This is a genomic window from Nocardia sp. NPDC102475 (assembly GCF_055584605.1).
Genome location: NZ_JBVJLS010000005.1, coordinates 107,219 through 125,506, shown reverse-complemented (window position 1 = coordinate 125,506; position 18,288 = coordinate 107,219). Strand labels below are relative to the sequence as shown.

The 18,288-nt window shown below is 65.2% G+C and carries 11 protein-coding genes; 7 read left to right on the top strand and 4 right to left on the bottom strand.

The features are described from left to right. Nucleotides 1–97 precede the first annotated feature (97 nt). The 3 genes from ACZ60G_RS11125 to ACZ60G_RS11115 all read left to right on the top strand — a co-directional run bounded on the left by ACZ60G_RS11125 (nucleotide 98) and on the right by ACZ60G_RS11115 (nucleotide 4,248). Nucleotides 98–1,027, top strand: a complete 930-nt coding sequence (locus tag ACZ60G_RS11125) for an NAD-dependent epimerase/dehydratase family protein (protein ID WP_465809363.1) — start codon at nucleotides 98–100, stop codon at nucleotides 1,025–1,027. 62 nt (nucleotides 1,028–1,089) lie between these two features. After that, nucleotides 1,090–2,814: a GMC oxidoreductase gene (locus ACZ60G_RS11120; protein ID WP_465809361.1), complete on the top strand. Its 1,725-nt coding sequence runs from the start codon at nucleotides 1,090–1,092 to the stop codon at nucleotides 2,812–2,814. Nucleotides 2,815–3,306: 492 nt separating this feature from the next. Continuing rightward, nucleotides 3,307–4,248, top strand: coding sequence for an acyl-ACP desaturase (locus tag ACZ60G_RS11115; RefSeq protein WP_465809359.1), 942 nt, complete (start codon nucleotides 3,307–3,309; stop codon nucleotides 4,246–4,248). Between the two features lie 95 nt (nucleotides 4,249–4,343). Here ACZ60G_RS11115 and ACZ60G_RS11110 read toward each other — a convergent pair whose 3' ends face one another. Then, a complete protein-coding gene (locus ACZ60G_RS11110) occupies nucleotides 4,344–4,880 on the bottom strand; it encodes a DoxX family protein (protein WP_465809357.1) in 537 nt (178 codons plus the stop codon). Between the two features lie 24 nt (nucleotides 4,881–4,904). Then, on the bottom strand, nucleotides 4,905–5,669 hold the full coding sequence (locus ACZ60G_RS11105) for a dioxygenase family protein (RefSeq protein WP_465809355.1): 765 nt from the start codon (nucleotides 5,667–5,669) through the stop codon (nucleotides 4,905–4,907). Nucleotides 5,670–5,758: 89 nt separating this feature from the next. Here ACZ60G_RS11105 and ACZ60G_RS11100 point away from each other — a divergent pair, with 89 nt between their 5' ends. Both ACZ60G_RS11100 and ACZ60G_RS11095 read left to right on the top strand, forming a co-directional pair. Continuing rightward, nucleotides 5,759–6,208, top strand: coding sequence for a MarR family winged helix-turn-helix transcriptional regulator (locus ACZ60G_RS11100; protein ID WP_465809353.1), 450 nt, complete (start codon nucleotides 5,759–5,761; stop codon nucleotides 6,206–6,208). Nucleotides 6,209–6,687: 479 nt separating this feature from the next. Continuing rightward, nucleotides 6,688–7,167 carry a hypothetical protein gene (locus ACZ60G_RS11095; protein WP_465809351.1) on the top strand — a complete coding sequence of 160 codons (480 nt, stop codon included), beginning with the start codon at nucleotides 6,688–6,690 and terminating at the stop codon, nucleotides 7,165–7,167. 6 nt (nucleotides 7,168–7,173) lie between these two features. On the opposite strand, the gene ACZ60G_RS11090 is transcribed toward ACZ60G_RS11095, so the two are convergent. Then, on the bottom strand, nucleotides 7,174–9,390 hold the full coding sequence (locus ACZ60G_RS11090) for an MMPL family transporter (protein WP_465809349.1): 2,217 nt from the start codon (nucleotides 9,388–9,390) through the stop codon (nucleotides 7,174–7,176). 348 nt (nucleotides 9,391–9,738) lie between these two features. On the opposite strand from ACZ60G_RS11090, the gene ACZ60G_RS11085 reads away from it, so the two are divergent. Together ACZ60G_RS11085 and ACZ60G_RS11080 are read left to right on the top strand one after the other, a co-directional pair. Next, nucleotides 9,739–16,152: a type I polyketide synthase gene (locus tag ACZ60G_RS11085; protein ID WP_465809347.1), complete on the top strand. Its 6,414-nt coding sequence runs from the start codon at nucleotides 9,739–9,741 to the stop codon at nucleotides 16,150–16,152. Between the two features lie 30 nt (nucleotides 16,153–16,182). Then, nucleotides 16,183–17,628 (top strand): condensation domain-containing protein, encoded by a 1,446-nt coding sequence (locus tag ACZ60G_RS11080; protein WP_465809345.1) that lies wholly within the window; start codon nucleotides 16,183–16,185, stop codon nucleotides 17,626–17,628. Here the strand turns inward: ACZ60G_RS11080 and ACZ60G_RS11075 are convergent. Continuing rightward, complete coding sequence (locus ACZ60G_RS11075) at nucleotides 17,567–18,250, bottom strand: hypothetical protein (protein WP_465809343.1); 684 nt, start codon at nucleotides 18,248–18,250, stop codon at nucleotides 17,567–17,569. The genes ACZ60G_RS11080 and ACZ60G_RS11075 overlap by 62 nt on opposite strands. Nucleotides 18,251–18,288 lie beyond the last annotated feature (38 nt).

Sequence of the window (18,288 nt, the reverse complement as noted above, 5' to 3'; positions counted from 1 at the left end):
AACTAATGCGAGCGCTGCTCTTGACTTTTGGGCCGCGCCGGTTGCATGCTTGTTCACAACAGAGAGCACCGCTCACCAAAGTAGACAAGGATTCACCATGTCGGAGCTGCACATCGTCACCGGAGCTGGACCCACCGGAACCACCATCGCCGAGCAATTGGCCACGGCAGGCAAACAGGTCCGGGTGCTCACTCGCTCCGGGAGCGGACCCGATCATCCTCTGGTCGAGCGACGCAAGGTCAATGCGACGCTGCCCGAACAGCTTTCGGGCGAATTCGACGGTGCGACGGCGGTCTACCACTGTCTCGGCGGTTCGGAATACACGGCGAAGGTCTGGCGCGCGGAACTGCCACCGGCCGAGCGCACCGTGCTCGATGAGGCCGAAAAGGCAGGCACGGTAGTGGTTTTCGCAGAAAACATCTATTCCTACGGCAAGGTCGACGGTCCGATTACCGAAAACCTGCCCCGCAATGCCGATTTCGGTAAACCCAGCGTCCGCACCCAGCTGGTGCGCGCTCGCGAGGCACACGCCGCCGCGACAGTGAGCGTCGCCGCCGCGGACTTTCTTGGCCCATATGTGCGGGCGTCGCTGGCCGGGGAGCAGGTCTTCGTCCCGATCCTCACCGGCAAGCGGGTGCAGGCATTCGGCAAGCTGAACCTGCCGCACTCCTACACCTATATGCCCGACCTCGCCGCCGCCATGATCCGGGCGGCCGCCGACGAATCGGTCTGGAATTCCTTCCTGCACGCCCCGACCGCACCGCCGATCACCCAGCAGCAACTCTTCGACGCAATCGCCTCCGCCGCGGGAGTCGCAGCTCCCAAAGTCTTCGCGGCACCGGTCGCCCTACTGCGCATGATGGGACTCACCAATGAGACGATGCGCGAGCTCGCCGAGATGAGTTACCAGGTCACGCGTCCGTTCGTGCTGGACTCGTCCGCCAGCGAGCAGCGCCTCGGCCTACAGCCGACGCCGATCGACGAAGCCATCGCGGCCACCGTCGCCTGGTGGCAGACCCAGCTCTGAGCCTTTGCTACTCGGTAGTAGTGTTACCGGTGTCACTGGCGACACGGATCGAGGAGCACCACATGGACCAGCGAGAAACGGATTTCGACGTACTCGTGGTCGGTTCGGGATTCGGCGGCAGCGTCACGGCGCTGCGGCTGATCGAAAAGGGCTACCGGGTCGGTGTGCTCGAGGCCGGTCGGCGCTATACCGATGACGAGCTGCCCGAAACCAGCTGGGACCTGCGCAAATTCCTGTGGGCGCCCAAGCTCGGCTGCTACGGCATCCAGCGCATCCACCCGCTGCGCAATGTGTTGATCCTCGGCGGTGCGGGTGTCGGCGGCGGTTCGCTCAACTACGCCAATACACTCTATGTGCCGCCGGAGCCGTTCTTCCAGGATCAACAGTGGCGCGATATCACCGACTGGCGCGCCGAACTCACCCCGTACTACGAGCGCGCGAAGACGATGCTCGGCGTGGTGCAGAATCCGCATCTGACACCGGCGGACGAGGTGTTCAAGAAGGTCGCCGACGATATGGGCTGCGGCGAGACTTTCGTGCAGACCCCGGTCGGCGTCTTCTTCGGCGAGCCGGGAAAGACCGTGGCGGATCCGTACTTCGGCGGCGTCGGCCCGGACCGCACGGGCTGCCTCGAGTGCGGTGAATGCATGACCGGCTGCCGGCACGGCGCGAAGAACACCCTGGTGAAGAATTACCTGTACCTCGCGGAAAAGGCTGGCGCGCAGGTGATTCCGATGACAACGGTGACCTCGATCCGTCCGCTGCCCGACGGCACCTGGGATATCTGCACCGAACGCACCGGCGCATGGTTCCGCAAGCGCCCGCAGACCTACACCGCGGGCCAGGTCGTACTCGCCGCAGGCACGCTCGGCACCCAGAAGTTGTTGCACGCCATGCGGGATCGGGGCGTGCTCCCCGAGTTGTCCGACCGACTCGGCCAACTCACACGCACCAACTCCGAATCCATTGTGGGCGCGGCGACCCGCAAGGTGAATCCGGACGTCGACTTCACCCGTGGCGTCGCGATCACGTCATCGATCCACCCGACCCACGACACCCATATCGAGCCGGTGCGCTACGGCAAGGGCTCGAATGCGATGGGGCTGCTGCAGACCCTGATGGTCGACGGCGGCGGCCGGATACCGCGCTGGCTGCGCTTCCTCGGTCTGGTAGTGCGAAACCCGTTCACGCTCATCAGTTTCCTGAGCGTGAAGAACTGGAGTGAGCGCACCATCATCTCGCTGGTGATGCAGCACCTCGACAATTCGATCACCACCTACACCAAGCGCACCCTGTTCGGCCGCAAGCTCACCAGCAAACAGGGCCACGGCGAACCCAATCCGACCTGGATTCCGGCGGGCAACGAGGTGACCCGCAAGGTAGCGGAGGAAATCGGCGGCGTCGCGGGCGGCAGTTGGGGCGAAGTCTTCAATATCCCGCTCACCGCCCACTTCCTCGGCGGCGCACCCATCGGCGCGGACCCCGACACCGGCGTAATCGACGCCTACCACCGAGTTTTCGGCTACCCGACCCTCAGCGTCGTCGACGGCGCCGCCGTCTCCGCGAACCTCGGCGTCAACCCTTCACTCACCATCACCGCCCAAGCCGAACGCTGCGCCGCCTATTGGCCCAACAAGGGCGAGCAGGACCTGCGTCCCGCGCAGGGTGTTGCCTACCAGCAGATCCAGCCCATCGCCCCCAATAACCCCGTCGTCCCAGCCGACGCCCCTGCCGCCCTGGTTCTGCCGATAGTCGAAATCCGCACCCCCAAGTCCGCCGCCGGCTGAGGGCTGCGTTCCATCTGCCCCCGAGCGGCACACACATTGCCGGATCGGTCGCCGCCCCGTCTTAGAGCCGGGGCACCCGGTGACCAGTCGCCGCCGAGTTCGGCGTCGCCCGCCCCACTATCTACCGACACCTCGACAAGACGACCCCGCAGCCTCACCACCGTGACCACCTGCGGCTACTCCGACGGCAAGCACCAGGGCACGCACACCGATGTCGGCCCCAATTTCCCGTGGGACTACGTGAACTCGAAGCTGGCCGAGTACAGCGAGAGCTGACCGAGATCTGCAAAGAGGCTATTTTGGGGCAAATGCCCGTTTCCTGCGCGACGGCACATCTCGTTACGGTCGACCACCAGGTGCAGGGAAGTGGGTCTGGTGCGCACTGAATCGAGCGTGCTCGTTTAGGGTGTTGGGGCGGCTCGTCCGCATAGTCAGTAATGCGTTAACAGCGGTACGTTCCGTGGCTGGTTCCACCGAATCGAAAGGCGCTGCATGACAGAGGACTTGACGCAACTTGAACTGCTGACGGAGCTGGAACCGGTTGTCGGTGCCAATATCGACCGGCATCTGGCCACAGTCAAGGACTGGTATCCGCACGATTATGTGCCCTGGGACGAGGGCCGCAACTTCTCGGCAATGGGTGGGCAGGATTGGGATCCCGCGCAGTCACGGCTCTCGGAAGTCGCCAAAGTCGCGATGATCACGAACCTGCTCACCGAAGACAATTTGCCGTCCTACCACCGCGTGATCTCCGACAACTTCACCAACGACGGTGCGTGGGGCACCTGGATCGGCCGCTGGACCGCCGAGGAAAACCGCCACGCCATCGCCATGCGCGACTACCTCGTATGCACCCGCGCTGTCGATCCCGTCGCCCTGGAGAACGACCGGATGGTGCATTTGACGCGCGGCGTACACGCGCCGGAGAACTTCGCCGGTGTGCTCGATCAAGTCGCATACGTGACTTTCCAGGAGTTGGCTACCCGAATCAGCCACCGCACCACCGCACGAGTCTGCGACGACCCGATCGCCGATCGGATGCTGCAACGCATCGCGGCCGACGAGAACCTGCACATGATGTTCTATCGCAACATCACCGGCGCTGCCTTCGACATCGCACCTGACCAGACGATCGAGGCGGTGACCAAGATCCTGAAAACGTTTTCCATGCCCGGCACCGGAATGCCGAACTGGCGTCGCAATGGCGTGCTGATGGTCAAGCACGGGATCTACGACCTGCGTCAGCACTTGGACGAGGTCGTATTGCCGGTCCTGCGGATCTGGAAAGTCTTCAACCGCACGGACTTCACCGCACGCGGCGAACGCAGCCGCGAAGAACTCGGCGAGTACCTCGAGAAACTCACTCGCGACGTCATGAAGTTCGAAGAACAGCGCGAGCGCATCCTCGCCCGCGAGGCCGCGCGCGTCGGGTAATGCACCCCTGGATGTCACAGTCGCGCATGAACATTCACGCGACTGTGACATCCGGTGCCCGACACTCTGCCAGTGGGTCTACCCCATTGATCCCGTCAGTTGCGGACGATCAAGACCGCGCCCGCAACGACCAAGGCCAGCACGATGGCGGCAATGCCGAAGACGAGGCGGTGGTTGCGCAGAGCCGGAATCACGCGGTCGACGGCGTAGCGGCCTGGGCCGGTGAGGGCGAGCGATGCGGCGGCCAGGGTAAGGAGCAGTTCGTACTCGATGCCCTTCGGGGCGAAGAACCCGCCGCCCCATTTGACGGCGATCGCATTGAGCAGGGTTCCGACCAGCGCCGCGGCGGCGAGCGGGGTGAGCAGGCCGACGGCGAGGGCGAGTCCGCCGAGGGTTTCACTCAGGCCGGCGACCACGGCCATCGCCTTGCCCGACGGGTAGCCGCTCATCGTGAAGAACGCGCCGGTGCCATCGAGGCCGCCGCCGTTGAACCAGCCGAACAGTTTCTGCGCGCCGTGTGCGGCCATGGTGAGTCCGACGGCCAGCCGCAGGACGAGTAGACCGAGGTCGTAAGTGTGTGTGGGCGTTGCAGTTTCGATTTTCGCGGCGGGGGCGGTGATCGTCGCGGTCATGGGATGCCTTTCGTTGTGGGTGGATCAGCCGAGCTGGATGGAGCGCCGGGCCATGCCCAGCCAGAAGCCGTCGATGACGGTGCGCTGGTTGGTGAAATCGTCGGCACCAGCACCGAGAGCGACGAACAGCGGGGCGAAATGGTCGGTGCGCGGGTGCGCGAGATGTGCTGCGGGGGCCTTGTTTTCGAAGTCGAGCAGGGCGTCGAGATCGTGGGCGGCGAGGGTTTCGCGGCCCCAGTCGTCGAATTCGGCGGTGAAGTCGTAGACGTGCTCGTCATCGGCGGTGATGGCGCGCAGGTTGTGGGTGAAGAAACCGCTGCCGACGATCAGTACGCCATCGTCGCGCAGCGGCGCGAGCCGACGGCCCAATTCCATCAGCCGCTGGGGGTCCAGCGTCGGCATCGACAGCTGCAATACCGGGACATCGGCGTCGGGATACATCTCCTTCAGCGGCACGTAGGCCCCGTGGTCCAGCCCGCGATCCGGCACATCGACGACACCGCCGCCGAGCAATTTGCGCACCTGGGCCGCCAGTTCCGGCGCGCCCGGTGCGCCATATTGCACGTGGTAGTAGCGCTCCGGAAAGCCGCCGAAGTCATAGACCAGCGGCACTGTCGTGGTGGCGCCGAGCGCGATCGGCGCGGCCTCCCAGTGCGCGGAAATCATCAGAATCGCCGTGGGGCGCGGCAATTCGCTCGACCATGCGGCCAGCTCACCGGGCCACCGCGGGTGATCGGCCAGCGGCGGTGCGCCGTGTGAGAGGTAGAGCACCGGCATATGTCCGGCCATCGCCGCCTCCATCCAACTAGTTCAAATTTGAACGCGAACCGACTATAGCCTGTTGTTCAAATTTGAACAACACCGGTAGGATGGCAGTCGTGGCTGACGCGAAATGGCTGAACGAGCGGGAGATGCGCACCTGGCAGGGTTTTCTGGCGGCGGGGGCGCTCGTCGGCCGACAGGTCGAACAGCACCTCAAACACGAGGGGCTTTCGCACACCCAGTACGAGGTCCTGGTCCGCCTCGCCGCGGCACCCGAGGGCCAACTGCGCATGACCGAATTGGCCGATGCCCTCTACACCTCGAAAAGCGGTCTGAACTACCAGGTCACCCAAATGGAGAAGGCCGGTCTGGTACGCCGCGCAGCGTGCCCCACCGATGTCCGCGGCGTCATCGCCAACCTCACCGCGGCCGGCCGCGACCGACTCGAGCACATCGCCCCCGGGCACGTGGAAACGGTGCGCCGTATCCTCATCGATGTGCTCACCCCCGAACAGCAGGAGGCCATCGCCACCGGCCTCGGCGAGGTCGCGCGCCGACTCGACTGACCAGCACCGGCTGGGACGACGCGCGATCTCCTGGTGCCGCACCGGCGTTCAAGACTTCCGGCCTTCGAGCCCGAGGCTGTGACATCGCTGATCGAACTTCTGTCCGGAGGAAGCACGAGCCCCCTGCCCGTCCACTCGTCCGAATAAACCCGCCTTGCACTGCGGCGACTTTCCAGCAATCAATGCGCCAGCGCATAGAATCCGGAGGTACCAGGCGCGATCCAGCCTCCGCCGCAACCTGTTTCGCACATGCCGGACTCCACGGGCAATTCCGCGGTTTGCCCGAATGACTCGGCATGCGGGTACGACCAAAGGACGACAGCGGCCGCGACCTCGGGGTGATGTCACCGGCACTGGGAACGCCGCACAATCAGGGCCGTAAGAAATCTGTTGGGAAACTCTAAGCCCGAACAGATTTGATGCCCAGGTACGGATGTGACGCTGATGGTCGCAGATTTGAGCCGAGAACGGAGAAGATAGTGCCGACGACGTTTCCGAGTTCCGTCACCGAGGCCACATCGGATACGGTGCAGGACTGCCGCCGACGTGGTTGGACGGTCGCGGAAACGACCAATGGTGTCTGTCTGATCACCGACGAGCAGATTTCGGCCATCGAACTCACCGGGGCACTGGCCGCCACCGTGCGCCGGTACCTTCGGGCCAACAACCTGTCCGGTCCGGTGATCGAAATCCCAGGCCCGCAGCGCCGCGAGATCCACCTCGTCGTCGGCGCGGCCAAGGCGGCCATGGCGATCGGCGCACTGCGCGGTGCCGGCGCGATCGTGCACACCGACGGTGCGAGCATCCCGCTCCCGCCGACCCGCCTGTCGGCCGGTTCGGCTTGCTGGGGCATTTCCCCGAGTGAGGCTCGCTGGGTACCGCCCGTGGTGGCGATCGCCTCCGCGGTGCGGGCCGCCGAATCCGGCCGCAAGCGCCATCTCGCCGATCTGGCGAGCTGAGCAGCGTCAAACCGACGTCGGGTCCGATCGACAACCGGGCGTCGGCATCGCGTCCGCGCCGTCGGTAATCTGTTCGCGGACACCGACTTTCCCCTGGATGCGGCGCAGCCAAGCCGGAGCCCACCAGCACGCGTCACCGAGCAGCTTCATGGTCGCGGGGACCAGCAGCATGCGCAGCACGGTGGCATCGATGAACAGCGCGGTGACCATGCCGAGGGCGATGTACTGCATCATCACCAGATCGGACAGGGCGAAGACGCCGGTCACCACTATCAACATCAGCGCGGCGGCGGAGATGATCCGGCCCGTCCGCGCGACTCCGGTGCGGACCGCCTCGGTCGTGGACGCGCCCGCCCTGCGCGCCTCGACGATGCGGGCGAGCAGGAACACCTCGTAATCGGTGGACAGGCCGTAGATCACCGACACGATCAGCATCAGCACCAACGACATGATCGGCTGCGGCGTGAAGCCCAGCAGTCCGGCCCCGTGACCCTCGACGAAGATCCAGGTGAGCACGCCGATGGTGGCCCCGAGGCCGAGCAGGTTCAACACAGCCGCTTTGAGCGGCAACACAATTGAGCCGAAGGTCAGGAACAGCAGTGCGGAGGTGGCGATGAACACGAGCGCGAGCATCAACGGTAGCCGGTGCAGCAGCGCGTCGATGCTGTCGCGCTGCGCTGCCGGTTCGCCGCCGACCATCACCGTTGTCCCCTTGGGCAGTTCCATGGAGCGCAGGTAGTCGATGGTCGCGTCGGCGTCCGCGGAACTGGCCAGCACCGTCTCGGTGGTGTAGACGAACGGTTGCGCCGGGCGCTGTGTGGGTTCGGGGAACGGTGCGGCCAGGCCGGGGGCCTGATCCGCGCGCGCCATTACCGTCTCGATATCCGGACTGTTGTAGGTGATCATGACCAGGTAGATCGGATCGATCCGCCGCAGCGGGAAGAGTTCGTCGAAGTGCTGCTGCGCCGATCGAGTCGGGTGGTCCGGCGGGAGGAAACGCTCGGTGATCCCACCGAATGCCAGATGTTGCACCGGCGCGATGAGCAGCAAGAGCCCGGCGCACACCGGAATCGCCACGGCCAGCGGTCTTTTCATTACGCCTGCGGCGATGCGGCCCCAGAAATTGTCCCGCACCTCGTCGGCGGATCTGATCTTACGGAACCAGTCGAATCCGAGGAGGTCCACGCGGTGGCCGAGCACGGCGAGCAGCGCGGGCAACAACGTGACGGCGGTCAGTGCGGCCAATGCGATAGTGACGATCGCGCCATAGGCGAACGACCGCAGAAACCCCTGCGGGAACAGCAGGATGCCGCCTGCCGCCGCGACCACGACGGTCGCGGAGAACACCACCGTGCGGCCCGCGGTCGAGACCGACCGCCGCACCGCCACCGGTACCTCCTGGCCGTCGGCGAGTTCATCGCGGAATCGGCTCACGACGAACAGCCCGTAGTCGATGGCCAGGCCGAGACCGATCATCGAAACCACCGGAGAGACAAAGGAGTTCACCTCGGTGACAGTGGTGATGGCGCGAATGATCCCCCAGGCCGCGAGCACAGTGAGCCCGCCGACGATCAGCGGGAGGACGGCGGCGACAACCCCGCCGAAGAGGAAGAACAGCAACACCGCGACAGCCGGGATGGCGAACACCTCCATCCGCGCCTGATCATGGACCATGGTGTCGTTGAGTGCGCCGGCGACCGGCTGCCCACCGGCGACCTCCATATCGATGCCGGGGATATCGAAACCGTCCGCAACCTTGCGGAAGTTGCGCATCAGCTCGGTCTCGTCATGGCCTTTGACGGCAATGGAGGCGAAGGCGTGCTTGCGGTCCTCGGAGCCGAACAGATCGGGCACCGACACACCGGTTTCGGTGGGCCAGTACGTTCCGTTGATCTTCGCGATTTCATTCGGGAAGCGCCGCGGCAGCTCATCGAGACTGTCGACGATGACGCCGGCGAATGCCGGATCATCGATCGTCCCTCCCTCGGGCGCATGAAACAGCAGGATGACGTCACCGCTGTGATCGCGTCCGAATACTTCGTCGCGCAATCGCGCCGCCTGTGCGGATTCGGAGGTCGGATCGTCCCATCCGCTCGAACTCAGATCATCGCCGAGTCCGAGTCCATAAACACCCAGTCCCAGCATTGCGACCACTATCACGCCGATCACCGTGAATCGTCGCCGAACGACGATATCTGCCCACTGCGTGAAATCGGCGAACAATCGCCGCCTCCTAATGCGTGCGTGAATCGGTCGACCGGGCTGACCGGCTAGATCGTAACAATTCCGCCGCCATGCACACAGGAATCGACATGGATTCCGACAGCACACAAGAAACCGGGTGCGGTGATTGTGAGTTGAGCCGAAATCCCTGGTAGCACAACGTTCTTCGGCCCTCGAATTGGGCTACTTCACAGTGCGCGGGGCGTAAATTCGACGTGATCTACAGAATGTCACGGGCCTCGTCGCCACCTCGATAGACTCGGGCCCGGTTTGTCCACTGCGGTGGACTTCGTTATGCATATCGCCCTATTCGCGCGGCGACGAGTAGCCGTATTCGGGAGGAACTGCGTGTCGGATATCGCTATTGTTGGTATCGGTTGTCGATACGCGGGCGGGATAGATTCGCCCGATACATTCTGGGAATTCGTGGTCGATAAGCGCGACGGTGTCGTCGAGATTCCGCGGGACCGGTGGGATTACCGCCGGTACTACGATCCGGATCCGCGCACGCCGGGCCGCAGTTACACCAAGCACGGCGCCTTCATGACGATCGATCCATGGGAGTTCGACCCGGACTTCTTCGGCATCTCGCCGCGCGAGGCGACGGTGCTGGATCCACAGCAACGCCTGATGCTGGAGGTGAGCTGGGAAGCCCTGGACGACGCCGGCATGGCGGGCCGGGCCGCCGGTGCACCGGTCGGCGTGTACGTCGGCGGGTTCGTGGTGGACCAGTCGGTGATCGGCGTGGTAGGTCCGGCGCTGTTCCACACCGATATGCACACACCGGCCAGCGCGTCCTACACCATGCTGTCCAATCGAATCGCCTACGCGCTCAACCTGACCGGTCCAGCACTCACCGTCGATACGGCGTGCTCGTCGTCGCTGGTCGCCTTCCATCTGGCCTGCCAGGCACTCGACAACGGCGACTGCACGGTCGCGTTGGCCGGCGGGGTGAATGTGATGCTGCAGCCGGAAACGTTCGTGCTGATGTGCAAGGGCAGTTTCCTGGCCGCCGACGGCCGCTGCAAATCCTTCGATGCCGCCGCCGACGGTTACGGCCGCGGCGAGGGCGCGGGCATGGTGGTGCTGAAGAAACTCGACGATGCGGTGCGCGACGGTGATCGCATCTACGCGGTGGTCAAGGCCACCGGCTCCAATCAGGACGGGCGGACGACGGCAATCACGGTGCCGAACGCCGATTCCCAAGAGGCACTCGCACGTTCGGTGCGCACACGCGCCGCTCTGTCTCCGGACGACATCACCTATGTGGAGGCCCACGGCACCGGAACCCTCGTCGGGGACCCGGTCGAATTGCGCGCACTGGGTCGCGCCTTCGGTGCTCCGGCGGGACGTTCGAGCATTCTCGGCGTCGGTTCGGTCAAGGCGACACTCGGTCATACCGAGGCCGCGGCCGGAGTCGCGAGTGTGATCAAGGCGGCGTTGGCGATTCGGCATCGCACGATTCCGCCACAGGGCTGGCTGGACAAGGCCAATCCGGATATTCCGTTCGACGAGTTGGGCTTGCGCGTGCAGGTGGACGCCGAACCGCTGGCCCCGGATGCCGCTCCGATGACAATCGCGGTCAATGGTTTCGGATACGGTAGCACCAACGCGCACGCGATCCTGCAGGAGTACCGGGCGGAACGGGTGCCGCCCAAACCGGGACGCCATCCTGGCATCCTGCCCATTTCGGCCCGCAGCACCGGCGCTGCCCGAGCCCTCGCCGGGCGTTTCGCCGACCTGATCAGCGCGGGTGCCGATCCGGATCACCTGGCCGAGGCCGCGTGGACGCGGTCGGCCCACCATCACTACCGCACCGGCGTCCTCCTCGGCGAACCCGAAGGCCTGGTCCGGGATCTGCGGCAGTTCGCCGCGGGCGAGGGCCGGGACGCGGTGCGAACCGTTGTCTCCCGCAACGACGAGCCGGTATTCGTATTCTCCGGTATGGGCCCGCAGTGGTGGGGTATGGCGCGCGAATCGCTTTCCGCCGGTGGCATATTCGCAGAGACTGCGGCGCGGATCGATGCGGAGTTCCGCGCGCTCTCGGGTTGGTCGATTATCGAGGAATTGCTCCGGGCCGAGGAAGAGTCGCGCGTGACCAGCACCCAGGTGGCGCAACCGGCCAACTTCCTCGTGCAGGTCGCTTTGGTGGATGAGCTTGCGCAATTCGGGATTTCGCCCGCCGCCGTGGTCGGTCACAGTGTGGGCAAGGTGTCGGCGGCGTACGTGAGCGGGATGTTGACGCTGCCGGAGGCCGTCCTGGTCGCCTATCACCGAGCCCGATTGCAGGCGATCACCGCCGGATCGGGCGGCATGCTCGCGGTCGGGCTGACGCCCGAGCGGGCCCGCGAACTCGTCGGCGACGATCCGCGCGTGGATATCGCGGCGATCAACAGCGGGAACTCCCTCACCCTGTCCGGCGATGTCGACCGGCTCGACGAGATCGCCGAAAAGCTCACCGAGGATGCGGCTTTCGCGCGTCGGCTGCGTGTGGAGGTGCCCTATCACAGCCGATTGATGGATCCGATCCTGGATGAGCTGCGTACTGAACTCGCGGGTCTGTCGCCGCGGCCGCCTCGGGTACCGCTGTATTCCACCGTGACCGGCGACCTCGTCACCGATGCCGACTGGGATGCCGAGTACTGGTGCGCGAATGTCCGTCAACCGGTGCGGTTCTTCGATGCCATCACCAAGGTGATCGCCGCGGGCAGTCGGGTATTCCTGGAGGTCGGGCCGCATCCCGTGCTGTCGGGCAATATTCGCGAGGCGCTGCTGGACGCGGATGTACACGGCACCACAGTTGCGACGCTCGATCGTAAGGAGCCGGATTCGGCGAGCATCCGTCGCACGCTGATCGGTCTCTATGGGGCCGGAGTGCTGAATCAGGAGGTGCTGTTCCCGGCCGACCGGCCAGCCGCCGCACACGTGCCGCTCCCCCGCTATCCGTGGCAGCGGACTCGGTTGCATTCGACGCTACCGCTTTTCGAGCAGGCCAGGCTCGGTACTCCGGACAGCTACGCCATGCTCGGCGATCCGGATGTGGAGGGCCGCTCGGACTGGCTGTTGCAGGTAGGTTCGGAATTGCTGCCCTGGCTGGCCGATCACGTTGTCAACGGGGTGCGGATCATGCCTGGCGCGGCATATCTGGATGCCGCGCTCAGTGCGACGGCGACGCGACTGGGTGTCAAACGGGTTGCGCTGGAACAGGTTCGGTTCGTCGCGCCACTGATCATGGGCGCACCGGATGTGCCGCTGATGGCATTGAGCATCGAAGAGTCCAGCGGGCGGTTCCTGATCAGATCGCGCAATGCCACCGGGACGGCGTGGACCGTGCACTCGTTCGGCCGGACGCTGACCGGCAGCCACGCGCCGACGAAAGCGACCGTTCCCACTATCGATGTCGGTATCGATATCGATCCGGAGATGTTCTACTCCGGTCTGGCGGCGGCGGGCCTGCGGTACGGCCCAGCCTTCCAGCGCGTGACCTCGGTGCGGGTCGGCCAGGACGCCGTGGTCGCTACGGTCGACGGCACGATTGCCGCGGACTCCGGACATCTCGCGCATCCAGCGGTGGTCGATGCCGCGATGCAGACCGCGGCGCTGCTGTTCGCCGACGAGCGGATCAACGAGGGCATTATGGTGCCCGTCGGGGTCGCGGCGGTCCGGTTGCTGGCGCCGATTCCCGACCAGGCCACGGTCGTCGCGCGCCGCGATCCGCGGGCGCGGCTGCGCGCCGATGTGGATCTGCTCGACGGCGAGGAGAATCTGGTCCTGCGGTTGACCGGACTGCAGATCGGTGCGCTGAAACCGGGCGACGATCCACTGCACCGCATGGCCGATTTCTATTACGCCGACACCATGGAACAGCGCGATCCCATCGATCCGGCCGCACTGGGCGATACCGGTTCGGTTGCCACGGTGGTCGTCGCGCTCGGAAAGAACAGCCGCGCCGAGCAATTGGCGGAAGCGATCCCGGAATCGCGGCTCTACCTGGCCGATCCGGCCGGGCCGGAGCTGGCGGCGGAACTCGTCACGCACCTGCTGGCCGCTCGGACGGAGGAAGTGCAGCGACTGCACGTGTGTGTGGTCGTCGGTACCGTCGAGGACGATCTCGCGGACCTGTGGACGCTGAAGCGGGTCGCGGTCGCCGTGCACGAATTCGCCAACCCACCGTCGTCCGACGGCATGCCGCAGACGGTCTTCGGCGAAGGTTCGGCCCATGTCACCCTGGTGACCGAGCGCGCATTCACATTGCCGGACAGCACGATCGCGCCGGATTCCCGACAGGCCGCGCTGGCCGGGGCGCGACGGGTGCTGCTGAACGAGCAGACACCCTTGCGGTGGCGGCTCATCGATGTCGAGCCCGATACCACCATCGCCGAGCTGCTCGCGGAATTGGCGGTGCCCGGAGCGTTTTCGCACGACAACGCCGATGAGGTGCTGCTGCGCGACGGCAAACGCTGGGTGCCCGTGGTGACCAAACCGCTGTCGGAGCGTCTCGAGGTGCTCGATGCCCCGGAGCCGCTCACCGAGTCGGAGGCCAATTTCGAGCTCGAACTCCCCCGAACCCGGCTGCTGTCGGCCCTGGCCTGGCGGCAGTGCCCGCGCCCGGAACCGGGTCCCGATCAGGTCGAGGTCCGCATGCAGGTCATCGGGCTGAATTACAAGGATCCACTCAAGGTCATCGGCCTGCTCGGCGAAAGAGAGCTGGCACCAACGTATTTCGGCACTGTGCCCGGTATGGAGGGCGTCGGTACCGTAGTGCGGGTCGGCGCCGAGGTGGCGGGCATATCCGTCGGCGACCTGGTGGCCGTCGCGGCCAGGGGCATGATGCGACGCTTCGCGATCGTCGACCGGCAGTTGGCCATTCCGCTACCGCCCGATGCCGACCCCGGATACTGCACCAGCACCATCGCCTTCGGCACCGCCGAATACGCACTGCTGGATCTGGCCCGATTGGAGCCAGGTGAGACGGTGCTTATCCACGGAGCCGCCGGCGGCGTCGGGACGGCCGCCATTCAGGTCGCCAAGGCGGTGGGTGCGCGGATCATCGGTACGGCGAGTTCTGATGAGCGGCGGGCACATATCCTCGCCCTGGGCGCCGATCACGCGGTGAACTCGCGGTCGCTCGACTTCGTCGACGATGTGCTGGCCCTGACCGACGGCAAGGGTGCCGAGGTGGTGCTCAGCAGCGCGCCCGGGGAGATCCTGCGCCAGAACTTCACTGCCGTTGCCGAATTCGGGCGCATCGTCGAGGTCGGCAAGGCCGATATCTACACCGGCGGGCTGCTGGAGCTGGCCAATTTCGACAAGAACCTGGCCTACTACTCGATGGATCTGGACCGCCTCATCGCGGTCCGTCCGCAGCGGCTGGCAAAGCTGCTGCAGCGGGTGTACGAGAAGGTCCTCGCGGGGATCTATCGGCCGCTGCCGTACCAGATGTTCGAGACCGAGGAGGTCGGCAAGGCGTTCGAGGAGGTCATTCGATCGACGCGGCTGGCCCGGATCGCATTGCGCATGGACTCGCCGGAGCCGCCCGTCCGGCCGTACCTGCCCGAAGTCGAGATACACTCCGACGCAGCATATCTCGTTACCGGCGGCTTCGGCGGCTTCGGGATGGCGACCGGTCGCTGGCTGGTACTGCGCGGCGCGCGCCGACTGGTTCTGCTCGGCCGGGGCGGTGCGAGTACCGAGGAGGCGCGTCGGCAGCTCGAGGCTTGGCGCATGGTCGGCATCGAGGTGATCGAGGAACTGGTCGATGTGACCGACGCCGACGCGGTCGCCGATGTGGTGGCCCGCGCCCATAGCGTCGAGCACCCGCTGCGCGGCATCTTCCACGCGGCAGGCTCGGTGGCCGACAACCGCCTCGAGCAGATGGAACACGAACAACTGGCCAAGGTGTACCTGCCGAAGGTGCACGGTGCGCGCGCCCTGCATCGCGCGGTCACCGAGGCGGGTATCCGGCTGGATATGTTCGTGCTGTATTCCTCCGGCGGCTCGATGTACGGGATCTACGGCCAATACAACTACTGCGCGGCCAATGTGGCGGTCGAGGCGCTGGCCGAAGAGTGGTCCAGGGCCGGCGAGCGGGCGCTGTGCATCGGCTGGGGCCACCTTTCGGGAGCGACCGGCGGGATGGCCGCCGACGAAACGGCCGTCAAATACCTCGACCTGGTCGGTTTCGGACCGATCGATATGGCCGATGCCACCGCCTATTTGGAGCAGACACTGCGCCTGGGCGAAACGCGGGCGGCGATCATCCCCACCGACTGGGTCAAGCTCACCGGTACCTTCCCTCAGCTGACCCGCACCGGTCGGACCATCGAACTGGCCAAGGCCTCCGCCAAGGACACCTCCGAATTGGCCCAGCTGCGGTCCGAACTCGTCGAGATGGACGAAACCAAGCGCGGACAGTTCATTGCCCGCAAGATGGCCGAGGAACTCGCGGTGGTCATGGGCGTGCCGGTGGATTCGATCGATATGACGGTACCGGTGCCCGAACTCGGACTGGACTCGCTGATGGCGGTGGAACTGGGCGCCCGCGTCACCAAGGCCCTCGGCATCGACCTGATGTCGCTGCAGATGGGTCGATCGTTCAGCCTGGAACAGGCCGGTCCGAAGGTGGCCGAGTTGATTCTGGCCGCCGAACCCGGTCAGCCACCACCGATTCCGAATCTGCCGGCGACCGATGGAGCCACCAACGACACCGCGGCCGCGAACGGATCGAGCACCGTGGCAACGATGGCCGTACCGCGGCACTGACCACCCCTATCGACGAATCGAGGTATCGCTGTGGTCGATTTCGGGCTCATCGATGAATGGAACCCGGCCGCTGGTCGGCTGGTCACCTGGGTTGCCGCACCGGAATCGCTGGCGCGGGCCGCGCGGGCGCCCGTCCATCCCGCGCCGCCGTCGCATCAGCAGGAGCAGTATCTGCGCCTGGCCGATCGCCACGCCGCCGCCGACTTCCGCTACTCGGGATTGTGTCTGGTCACGGCCGAGATACCGATGGGTAATCTCGACCGGGATGCGATGACGCGCGTCATCAATGCATTCCTTCTGCGCCACGACACCTTTCGGACCTGGTTCGCCATCGATTCCGATGGAACGGTGCGGCGGCACGTTCTCGCCGCTGATGTTGTCGACTTCGTGCCGATCGACTACGGCCGCCTCGATGACGCCGAAGCCATTCGCGAACATGTGCAGAAGACGACGCCCGGTCCGTTCCAATGGGATTGCTTCACCTTCGGTGTCATCGAGCACGGTGAGTCGACCACGGTGTACCTGGCCGTCGACCATCTGCACACCGACGGGCTCGGACAATACCTGTCCTGTTTCGACCTGGCCCACCTCTACGCCAAGCAGGTCTGGTCGACTGTCGAGGACTTACCCCCGGCCGCAAGCTATCTCGACTACTGCGTCATGGAACGCCAGTACACCGCCGCGATGACCCTCGGTTCGCACGGCGTTCGAAAATGGCTCGAGCTGATCCGCGGCAATGACGGCGAATTGCCGTCCTTCCCTTTGGGGCTCGGTAAGCGAACCGATGGCTACAACCGCAGTGCTCACCGCAGTATCACTTTGATGGACGAGGACGACGCACGGCGGTTCGAAAAGATCTGCCGTGCGAACGAGGCCGAATTCGTCGGTGGCGTCTTCGCCGCGGCGGCGTTGGCCGAACGCGAACTCGTCGACAGCGACTACTACTTCGGCATGACACCGATCAGCACCCGCACGTCCCCGGCGGAACGCGCGTCGGTCGGCTGGTATGTATCCCTCGTTCCGGTGGCCTTCCCGATCGGCACCACCAGCTTCGCCCGCACCGTAACCATTGCGCAGCGGGCCTATGAAAACGGTATTCGGCTGGCACCCACGTCGATTCACCGTGTGCTGGAGCTACTACCCGCCGATACCGATATCAAAGCACGGCCCGGCTGGTCGACTCCGATGATCTCGTATGTGGACGCGCGCGACTTCGTCGGGCACGAATTCTTCGGCGAGGTGCGCGGGGGCGTGTACGCCAATCGCGCTGCGTCCGAAGAGGTTCTGGTGTGGATCAACCGGCTGCCGACAGGGACGTCGTTGAGCGTCATCTATCCCGATACCCCGGTGGCGCACGAATCGGTGGATCGCTATGTGTCCGCGATGCAGGCGGTATTCGCGTCGGTCGTCGGTACTACGTCACCAACTCCATCAGCCCGCGTGGATCGGATGGCATCGCCTCGGTCGGGAAGCTGAACCGCACCAGCCGGTGCGGCGGGGCCGCGTCGAAGTGTGCGATGGATGACGGTACGAGACCGCCGATCACCTTGTCCAAGAAGCTGTTCACATGTGCGAAGCCGGGCCGCAGGTGAACGGGCCAGCTGCTCAGGCGTCCAGCGGGCACATCGACGGTCGTCTGCTTCGCCACCCGCGCCGCCAGCGGCCAATGCACCGAGAATGCCAGCCACAGATCCAGGGATTCCACCGCGCCCTCGGTGAAATCCAGCCCGCGTAGCAGCGTCAGACCGCCGATGAGCGGCATGATATTCGACGGGAACGGCGCTATGCCGCTGCCGAATTGCAGGTGCGTGGTGTCGACGAAATGCGCCTCCTCGCGCGAGACCACTGTATTGCCGGAGCGCGTTTCGGCGCGATAGTCTTCCGCGTGCAGCCAGCCGTCGACTCGTCGGAAGCGCTGTTCGATCCGGATTGTCGGATCCCCATCATCCGGGCGTATTTCGACGGTCGAGCGATAGCCGTCGGCTTCGTGCGCCACCACACTGGTCACCTCGATTCGGTGCGGCAGATCCGCGATGCCGACGGTGTACACGGATTTCTCGCCATCGGGAATCCCGGGATCACGGAAAGCGGTGCGCACAGGTCCTCCTGTCGGCGATGATATGGAGGTATTCAAAT

Coding starts and splice junctions, on each gene's coding strand:
- ACZ60G_RS11125 (WP_465809363.1), top strand. CDS start 98: ATGTCGGAGCTGCACATCGTCACCGGAGCTGGACCCACCGGAACCACC.
- ACZ60G_RS11120 (WP_465809361.1), top strand. CDS start 1,090: ATGGACCAGCGAGAAACGGATTTCGACGTACTCGTGGTCGGTTCGGGA.
- ACZ60G_RS11115 (WP_465809359.1), top strand. CDS start 3,307: ATGACAGAGGACTTGACGCAACTTGAACTGCTGACGGAGCTGGAACCG.
- ACZ60G_RS11110 (WP_465809357.1), bottom strand. CDS start 4,880: ATGACCGCGACGATCACCGCCCCCGCCGCGAAAATCGAAACTGCAACG.
- ACZ60G_RS11105 (WP_465809355.1), bottom strand. CDS start 5,669: ATGGCCGGACATATGCCGGTGCTCTACCTCTCACACGGCGCACCGCCG.